Source organism: Streptomyces sp. NPDC058872, assembly GCF_042743065.1.
Taxonomy (GTDB): domain Bacteria; phylum Actinomycetota; class Actinomycetes; order Streptomycetales; family Streptomycetaceae; genus Streptomyces.
The window spans coordinates 1-9319 of sequence record NZ_JBHYMK010000116.1 but is presented as its reverse complement, the minus strand read 5'-3'; the positions used below and the strand labels follow the sequence as shown (position 1 = coordinate 9319).

General features: G+C 71.1%; 6 protein-coding genes. 4 read left to right on the top strand and 2 right to left on the bottom strand.

All coding sequences use genetic code 11. From position 1 onward, the window contains the following. Positions 1-241: 241 nt before the first annotated feature. Positions 242-3895: a LamG-like jellyroll fold domain-containing protein gene (locus tag ACFW22_RS35225; RefSeq protein WP_386412734.1), complete on the top strand. Its 3654-nt coding sequence runs from the start codon at positions 242-244 to the stop codon at positions 3893-3895. A gap of 197 nt (positions 3896-4092) precedes the next feature. On the opposite strand, the gene ACFW22_RS35220 is transcribed toward ACFW22_RS35225, so the two are convergent. Both ACFW22_RS35220 and ACFW22_RS35215 read right to left on the bottom strand, forming a co-directional pair. Beyond that, positions 4093-6150: a phosphocholine-specific phospholipase C gene (locus tag ACFW22_RS35220; protein ID WP_386412731.1), complete on the bottom strand. Its 2058-nt coding sequence runs from the start codon at positions 6148-6150 to the stop codon at positions 4093-4095. Positions 6151-6408: 258 nt separating this feature from the next. Next, positions 6409-6825 (bottom strand): organic hydroperoxide resistance protein, encoded by a 417-nt coding sequence (locus tag ACFW22_RS35215; RefSeq protein WP_384877776.1) that lies wholly within the window; start codon positions 6823-6825, stop codon positions 6409-6411. A gap of 150 nt (positions 6826-6975) precedes the next feature. On the opposite strand from ACFW22_RS35215, the gene ACFW22_RS35210 reads away from it, so the two are divergent. From ACFW22_RS35210 to ACFW22_RS35200, 3 genes are all read left to right on the top strand, one after another. Further along, complete coding sequence (locus ACFW22_RS35210) at positions 6976-7467, top strand: MarR family winged helix-turn-helix transcriptional regulator (protein ID WP_386412727.1); 492 nt, start codon at positions 6976-6978, stop codon at positions 7465-7467. Positions 7468-7602: 135 nt separating this feature from the next. Further along, a complete protein-coding gene (locus tag ACFW22_RS35205) occupies positions 7603-8055 on the top strand; it encodes a GNAT family N-acetyltransferase (RefSeq protein WP_386412725.1) in 453 nt (150 codons plus the stop codon). After that, the gene (locus ACFW22_RS35200; RefSeq protein ID WP_386412722.1) at positions 8052-9302 is read left to right on the top strand and encodes an MFS transporter; all 1251 of its coding nucleotides are present in this window, start codon (positions 8052-8054) and stop codon (positions 9300-9302) included. Before ACFW22_RS35205 ends, ACFW22_RS35200 begins: the two co-directional genes overlap by 4 nt. The last annotated feature ends 17 nt before the right edge of the window (positions 9303-9319 follow it).

Sequence of the window (9319 nt, the reverse complement as noted above, 5' to 3'; positions counted from 1 at the left end):
GCGGCCCCGCCCCCACCGGTCGGACCGAGGGGGCGGGGCCGCTGCGGGCTCCGCACGTCCGTGCCCCGATGACCGGATCGTTCCTTCGTCCCCACCTTGTTGATCACGGTTCCGTCACACGTTGCTGGCATGTCTATGACTAACCACGCTCCGCGGGTGAGAGTCGCAGCTCGTTCAAATAACGTACAGGGGTGGGAAGTTGAATCGAATACATCGTCTCAAACGTATCGATCGGGGAAGGGTGCGAAGCCTGCTGGCTGCTGCCACGGCGACCGCCCTGCTGACGGCGCTCCCGGCGCTGGCGCCGGCGGCGGCAGCCACCGAGCAGGCCGGGAAGCAGTCCGAGGGGGACCGGGCCCTCGCGGCCGCCAAGGAGTCCGGTCGACGGGTCGAGGTGACCGGCGAGCGCTCCGAGCGCTCCACCGTCTACGCCAACCCCGACGGGTACTCCTTCACCCTGGAGGAGGCCTCGGTGCCGGTGCGGGTGAAGGCGCCCGGGGGCGGCTGGCGGAGCCCGGACCCCACCCTGGAGCGTCGGGCGGACGGCTCCGTGGGGCCGAAGGCCGCCGCGGCGGAGATCACCTTCTCCGGGGGCGGCGACGAGGAACCGCTCGTGTCGATCGCCGAGAGCGGGAGGTCGCTCGCGCTCGACTGGCCCGGCGCGCTGCCCGTGCCGGTGCTCGACGGCGCCAGCGCCCTGTACCGCGAGGTCCTCGCCGGTGTCGACCTGAAGGTCACGGCCACCACCGAGGGCTTCCAACACGTCCTGGTCGTCAAGACCCCCGAGGCCGCGGCGAACAAGAAGCTCCGGTCCCTCGACTTCGGACTCAGCACGCAGGGACTGAGCGTGCGCAAGAACAGCCGCGGCGCGCTCGACGCCGTGGACGCGGCGGGCCGCACCGTGTTCCGCGCGCCCACGGCCCAGATGTGGAACTCGGCGGGCAGGGCCGCGGCCGAGGTGGAGCGCCAGAAGGTCGCGGAGCGTGCCGCGCCCCGGCTGGCCCGGGCCGACGCGGCCGAGGCGTCCGCCTCCGGTCGCGGCCTTGAGCCCGGACAGGGGGACGAGGTCGCCCGGATGGACGTCCGGGTGTCCAAGGACAGCCTGTCCGTGCTGCCGGACGCGACCATGTTGGCCTCCACCGCGGCCTCCGACTTCCCGCTGTTCATCGACCCGACGGTGACCTGGGGCGAGTCGGAGCGGACGCTGCTGCGCTCCGACGGCTACACCAGCTACGGCTGGGGCAACGGCACCAACGACAACGGTCAGGGTGCCGGCAAGTGCGGTAGCTGGAACGGCTACTACTGCGGTCCCGGCTACGTGCAGCGGCTCTACTTCGAGTTCTCCCCGGCCAACCTCAAGGGCAAGCACGTCCTCGACGCCACGTTCCGGGTGACCGAGCCCTGGGCGTTCCAGTGCGAGCCGCGCTGGGTGGACCTCGTGCGCACGGACAACATCTCCTCCTCGACGACCTGGTCCGGTCGTCCCAAGGAACTCGACTGGATGGTCGACCGGTACGTCTCGGCGGGCCGCGGATCGCTCTGCGACCCCGACTCCCCGGACGCCCCGATCGAGTTCCACGACAATCCGGAGGAGACCAACGAGAACCTCACCCCGACGGTGAGGAGCTTCGCGGCCGGTGACTTCTCCCGCCTGACCCTGGAGCTGCGCGCCCACGACGAGACCGACACCTCGGCCTGGAAGCGCTTCAAGAACGACGCCGTGCTCGCCGTGGACTTCGTCGGCAAGCCGGCCAAGCCGACGGGGATCGGCCTGGTCACCGGCTCGGGCACGGTCTGCTCCACGTCCGAGGGCAACCCGTCGGTCGTCTCCGACCCCACTCCCGCCTTGACGGCGACCGCGCAGACCGAGAGCGGCGGGGAATCCGGCGCCCAGCTCCGCCTCGTCTACGACCTGGATCACAAGAATGCCGACGGCACCTGGTCGGACACGCCGGAAGGAAACGGCGACGTGCGCCCGTCGACCGGTTACGTGGGGGACAACGTCAAACAGACCCTGTCGTGGTCGACGCTGACCGACGGGAAGCTGTACCGGTACCGGGTCTGGACCCGGTCGTACTACAGCGGTGGCGCCAGCTACCTGTCGGGGCCCTCGAACGCCTCCACCACGGGTTGGTGCTACTTCAAGGTCGACTCCACCGCACCGCAGGCTCCGCAGATCACGTTCGGGAGCCCCTACACCAACTGCACGCCCAACTTGTGCGAGGCCAAGGGCGGACCGGGGACGAAGGGCACCTTCTCCTTCAAGCCCGCCGCGGGCGACACCAACATCGTGTCGTACCAGTACACCCTCTCGTCCATGAGCACGTGGCCGACGGTGAGCGGCTCGACCGCCACGGTCTCGCTGACCCCGGAGCGCTCGGGCACGTTCACGCTCTACGCGCGGGCCATGGACAGCCTGGGTCGTTACGGTGCCTGGAACGCGGTGGACTTCCTGGTCGCGGCGGGACAGGCACCGATCGCCCGGTACCACTTCGACGAGGCGTCCGGCCCGGCGCTCGACTCGGCGACGGCGGGGACGACCCGGCACCCCGCGACCCTGGCCACCGGCGCGACGCGCGACGACCGCGGCCGGCGCGGTCTGATCACCCACGACGCCTCGGGCGTGCCGCTGGCCACTCCCGTCACGGACAAGGGCCTGAGGCTGGACGGCACCACCGGATACGCCTCCACCGGGGAACGGGTCCTGGAGACCAGGTCCTCGTACACGGTGTCGGCGTGGGTGTGGGTCGACCCGGCTTCGACGAAGACGGTGTCCGTCCTCAGCCAGACCCCCGACACGGCATCGCCGTGGACGAAGAAGTACAGCCCGTTCATCATCTCCTACGGCGGGCGCTGGAGCCTGCGCGTCTTCTCGACCGAAGGTGCTTGGTCCCGCGAGGCCATCACCACGGACTCGTACCCCAAGGGCGTGTGGACCCATGTGGCGGGCGTCCATGACGCGACCGCCAAGAGGGTGTACCTGTACGTGAACGGCAAGCAGACCGCCTCCGTGGACGCCGGCACCCCGTGGTCCTCGAACGGCCCGATGGAGATCGGCCGGACCGTCTACGCCGACAACTTCGTGGACAACTTCCAGGGGTCGATCGACGAAGTGTCGGTCTGGCAGCGGGTCCTGACTCCCCAGGAGATCGCGGACGAGGCCAAGCTGCTCGTCTCCGCCGGTCACGCCGGCCTGGAGCTCGTGGCGGACTGGCGGGCCGACCAGGGCAGCGGCACCGACGTCCCGGACACCGGCTCGGGCTACGGGTTGGACCTCGCCCTCAAGGACGGGGCGAACCTGGTCGGCGACGTGATGGTGTTCGACGGGGTCGAGGCCCGGGCCGGCACGGCCAGCCAGCCGGCCTTCGACGGGACGGGGGCGTTCACCATGACCGCCACCGTGGCGGTGGACAGCGCGGCCCTGGCGGACAAACCCATCGGCTACGCCGGTGCGGTGGCCGCGCAGGGCGCCAACGACGGCATCTCCTGGGGCCTGTGGTTCGAGGTGACGGGCAAGGACACGGTGTTCGACGAGAACACCGGGGACGAGCGGATCGTCCCGGTCGGCAAGTGGCACTTCGGAACCCACCGTCCGGACTGGGAGGGCGGGTTCGAATCCGTGGTCTCCGACGAGGTGGCCGCCCTGGACACCACGGTGCGGCTCACGGGCGTGCACGACCCCGTCGCCGGAACGATCAGCCTCTATGTCGGGCGTGACCAGAACGGCACGGACAAGCCCTTCACGGCGCTGAAGGGCAGTGGGTCCGTCCACGTCGGCAGTGCCTGGATCGACTGGTACTACGGCGACTTCCTGCCCGGACGGATCGGCGAGGTGCGTCTGTTCGCGGGCGCCGTCGCCGGTTCGGACCAGATCGAAGCGCAGATCGGCGACTGATCGTCGTGAGGGGCGGGACGCGGTCCGCGTCCCGCCCCTCGACCGGGCGGCACCCGCCCGGTCGAGGGGCACGGGCCGCCCCCGGAAGGGCCGCGTCCGGGGTGTCGCGGCCCCCACTCACCCGCCGGAGCGGCTCCGAGGGCCCGACCGCTGCAAGAGGTTCCGGCAACCGGTCTCCGGCATCCCCGTGGGAAGGGTCAGTACGTGAGGACGGCCGGGTCGGTGACGTCCGCGGCGCCCGTCTCCACGTGGCCGGCGAGGCGGCGGAGGAAGTCGGCGGACGCGGAGGACGTGATCGTCACGTCGTACCAGCGGTGGCCGGAGGACAGGACGACGGTGCGGGTCGCCGTGGTCCCCCCGGGGACCGTGACCGTCTGGACGGAGCCCGTGTAGGCGTCGGTCAGGGTGAGGCCGACCTCGGTGGTGGTCCCGTTGCTGAACGTCAGGTCCAGGTTTCCGGTGGCCGCGTCGTGGCGGGCCGTCACCTCGGGGACCGCGGTCGTGCCGGGGGAGCGGAAGTGGCGGAGGAAGCCGTTGGGGCCGTGGACCGTGAGGTCGGTGAGGCCCTTGGAGTACTTGGTGTTCCAGGTGTCGGCGATCGACGTGCCCGCCTCCGTCGTGTAGGTCCAGGGGGCGTCCGTGCGGTTCGCCGAGGTCACGTAGAACTGGGCGCCCGCGTCGGGGCCGCCGCTGAAGGAGAGGCGGAAGGTGCCGGCCGAGGCGTCGGCGGCGCCGTCCACGTACGGGGCGTACGGCAGAGGCCTGGTGGGCTTGGCGCCGGGCTCCTGGCGCGGCATCGTGCCGACCCTGGGGGCGGTGGCCGGGAAGTCGGGGTGGCGGTTGCGGTCCGGCGGGTAGTACCCGTCGGTCGACGGCAGCGCTGCCGGCTGGGTCTGGCTGCGGGTGAAGTCGAAGGCCGAGGTCAGGTCGCCGCAGACGGCCCGCCGCCAGGGGGAGATCTGGGGCTCGTGCACCCCGAAGCGGCTCTCCATGAAGCGGATGACCGAGGTGTGGTCGAAGGTCTCGGAGCAGGTGTAGCCGCCGGTGGACCACGGGGAGACGACGATCATCGGGACGCGGGGGCCGAGGCCGTACGGACCGGCGGCGTACCCGATGCTGCCGGGGAAGTGGTCGAGTGCGGTCGGGACGGTGGAGAGGCCCTGCGCGGCCGAACCGGGCACGTACGGCGGGACCACGTGGTCGAAGAAGCCGTCGTTCTCGTCGTAGGTGACGAACAGGGCGGTCCGCGCCCACACGTCCGGGTTCGAGGTCAGTGCGTCCAGGACCTGGGAGATGTACCAGGCGCCGTAGTTGGAGGGCCAGTTGGAGTGCTCGGTGAAGGCCTCGGGGGAGGCGATCCAGGAGATCTTGGGCAGTCGGTCGGCCTGGACGTCGGCGCGCAGGATGTCGAAGAAGCCCTCGCCGGCCTTGGCGTTGGTGCCGGTGCGGGCCTTGTCGTACAGGGGGTTGCCGGGCTGGGCGTTGCGGTAGGCGTTGAAGTAGAGGAGCGAGTTGTCGCCGTAGTTACCCCGGTAGGCGTCGTTGATCCATCCCCAGGAGCCGGCGGCGTTCAGGCCGTCACCGACGTCCTGGTAGACCTTCCAGGAGATTCCGGCCGCCTCCAGGCGCTCCGGGTAGGTGGTCCAGCCGTAGCCCGCCTCCGCGTTGTTGAGGACGGGGCCGCCGCCGGTGCCGTCGTTGCCGGTGTGACCGCTCCACAGGTAGTAGCGGTTGGGGTCGGTGGAGCCGATGAACGAGCAGTGGTACGCGTCGCAGATGGTGAAGGCGTCGGCGAGCGCGTAGTGGAAGGGGATGTCCTCGCGGGTGAGGTACGCCATCGTGGCCTTGGTCTTGGCCGGCACCCACTGGTCGTACGCGCCGCCGTTGAAGGCCTTGTGGCCGCCCGCCCAGTCGTGGTTGAGGCCCTGGAGGAACTCCATGCCGAGTTGGTCGCTCGACGGCCGGAAGGGGAGCGTGACCTTCTTGCCGTCGGCCTGGTTCCAGACCGACTTCCCGCTGGGCAGCGTCACGGGACGCGGGTCGCCGAAGCCCCGTACGCCCTTCATCGACCCGAAGTAATGGTCGAAGGAACGGTTTTCCTGCATCAGGACGACGATGTGCTCGACGTCCTGGATCGTCCCGGTGGAACCCTGCGCCGGTATCGCGGCGGCGCGGGCGATGCTCTCCGAGAGGAGGGTGAGCGCGGCGGCGCCGCCGGTCAGTTGGAGGAACCGGCGGCGGTTGAGGTCGACCATGGGGGGATTTCTCCTCCGGTGTGAGTGCGGGCGGTGGACGTGCGGGTGTCCGTGCCGTGCGGGTGCGGTCGCGCGGTGGTCGGCCGGACCGGCCGACGGGCGCCCCAAGGAGAGCGCCCGTGGACCACTGCCCGGCAGCCGTCCCATGACTGCCCGTCGTACGGCAGACGAATCCCCCGTGCCCGAACGTGAAAACTCACAACCGAACGCCCCCGGTGGGTCGATGACCCCCAGGGGCGGATGAGAACCAACAGAAAACTACTCGACGACGAGCTCGACCCGGATGTTGCCGCGGGTCGCCTTGGAGTACGGGCAGAACGCGTGGGTCTTCTCCAGCAGGGCGAGTCCCGCCTCGCCCTGGAGGTGGTCGGGGAACTCGGCGCGCATCACGACGGCCAGGCCGAAGCCGCCGTCCGCGGGGTCCTTGCCGATGGAGACCTCGGCGGTGACGGAGGCTTCCGAGATGTCGATCTTCTCCTGGCGGGCGACCAGTCCCATGGCGCTGGTGAAGCAGGCCGCGTACCCGGCGGCGAAGAGCTGTTCCGGGTTGGTGCCCTGGCCGTTGCCGCCGAGGGCCTGCGGGTGGGCGAGGGGGAGGTCGATGTGGCCGTCGGAGCTGACGGCGCGGCCCTCGCGTCCGTTGGCGGTGGCGACAGCGGTGTAGATCGCGTCCATGGTCTTCCGTCCTCCTGGCTTCTGGGTCCCGGTCCCGAGGCGTCCCGGTGCGGCTGCGCCGGGGTCCGGCGCGGCTGCATCTATTAATAGCGCACAATTTGATTGTGCACAACTTAATCGTGCGTCGGGAGGCTCGCGTATCCTGGAGCCATGGAGACGCTCGACACCGTCCCGGACGAGGACTTCCTCCGGCTCGACCACCAGATCTGCTTCTCGCTCCACGCGGCGACCCGCGCCTTCAACGGCGTCTATCGCGAGGCCCTCAAGGAGCTCGGGCTCACCTACCCCCAGTACCTCGTCATGCTCGTGCTCTGGGAGCACCGCGAACTGTCCGTGAAGGGCATCGGCGAACGGCTGCGGCTCGACTCGGGAACCCTGTCGCCGCTGCTCAAGCGCCTCGAAGCGGCCGGATATGTCGAGCGGCGCCGCAGTCCCGAGGACGAGCGGTCGGTCACCGTGCGCCTCACCGACGACGGGGCCGCCCTGCGGGAGGCGGCGCTCGGGGTTCCGCGCCGGATCGCTGCGGCGACCGGCCTCGGTCTGGACGAGATCCGCGCGCTGCGGGCGGGGCTCGACGCCCTCGCCGCCCGCCTCGACGGCGTCGCGCCGGAGGACCTCACCTCCTGTGCCACCCCCCGCTGACCCGTCGCGACGCACCCGTCCACGGGGGCGTCGGCGGGAGGGGCGGACGGCCGGCGTGCCGGGCGGTCCCGGGCGGGCGGGTGCACCTCGGGAAAGGTAAGGACCACTGGCCCGTCTCATCCCTATACTCGCTCCATGCCCGAGATCACCATCCGACGCGCCACCGCCGTCGACTCGCAGCGGCTCACCCGGCTCGTCCGGAAATCCGGCGCCTACCGGGGGGACTACGCCCCCATGGTCGCCGGGTACCAGGTCGGCGGTCCGTACATCGAGCACCACCCCGTCTTCGTGGCCGCGGACGACACCGACGACGGCCGTGTCCTCGGCTTCTACGCGCTCCTCGTCGACGAGGCCGAGCTCGACCTCGCCTTCGTCGCCGACGGCGCCCAGGGCCTCGGCATAGGACGGCTCCTCATGGAGCACATGACCGCACAGGCCAAGGCCGCCGGGCTCCGGTCCGTCCGGGTCGTGGCCCACCCGCCGGCCGAGGAGTTCTACCTGCGGACCGGCGCCGTGCGCACCGGAACCGTGCCGGCCGCCGGGCGCATCCACTGGGAGCGCCCCGAGCTGCGGTACGACCTCGCGTGACCGCGGCCCAGGAGCAGGACCGTCGCAGGGTCCTGGCCGACCTCACCCCGCTGCGCACCTCCGCGCACTACCGACGCCTCTGGTTCGGAAGCACCGTCTCCTGGGTCGGGCAGGGAATGACGGCGCTCGCCGTCTCCCTCCAGGTGTACGACATCACCCGCTCGTCCTTCTCGGTCGGCCTCGTCGGGCTCTTCTCCCTCGTCCCGCTGATCGTCTTCGGCCTGTACGGCGGCGCCATCGCCGACACCGTCGACCGCCGCAGACTCGGCCTCGTCAGTGCGAGCGGCTCCGCCGTGCTGTCCGTGGCCCTGGCGGCCGCCGCGTTCGCCGGCTTCCACCACGTCTGGTTCCTGTACGGCACCGTCGCCCTCCAGGCCGTGTGCGCCGCACTCAACTCGCCGGCCCGCAGTTCGATGATCCCCCGGCTCCTCCCGCCCGAGCAGCTGCGCGCGGCCAATGCGCTCAACTCGATGGTCATGACCTTCGGCACGCTCGTCGGGCCCAGCCTCGGCGGTCTGATCGTCGGCCTCGCGGGCTACCAGACCGCGTACCTCGTGGACGCCGTCGCCTTCTCCGCGAGCCTCTACGCGATGTGGCGGCTGCCCGCCATGCTGCCCGAGCGGTCCGGGGGCAAGCGGGCCTCGGTCCTCGACGGACTGCGGTTCCTGGCCACCCGACCCAACCTCCGCATGACGTTCTTCTCGGACTTCTGCGCGATGATCCTCGCCCACCCCCGCGCCCTGTTCCCGGCCCTCGCCGTCCTCTGGTACGGCGGAGACGCGAAGACCGCCGGACTCCTGGTCGCGGCACCCGCCTTCGGCGCGCTCCTCGGCGGCGTCCTGTCCGGCTGGCAGGGTCGCATCCGCCACCACGGGCAGGCGATCCTGCTCGCCGTCGCCGGCTGGGGCACCGCCATCACGGTCTTCGGGCTGACCCGGAACCTCTGGCTCGGGCTGCTGCTGCTGGCCCTCGCGGGCTACTGCGACACCGTCTCGATGATCTTCCGGAACACGATGATGCAGGTCGCCGCGCCGGACGAGATGCGCGGCCGGCTCCAGGGCGTCTTCATCGTGGTCGTGGCGGGCGGGCCCCGGCTCGGCGACTTCCTCGCGGGCTCCGTCGCGAACCTGACCTCGCCGGCGGTCGCCGTCGTCGGGGGCGGAGTCGCCTGTGTCCTCGCGGTCGGGCTGCTCGCCCTGCACGGCCGGGGGTTCCGCCGCTACGACGCCCTCGACCCGACCCCGTGAGCCGCGGTGCCCGGGAC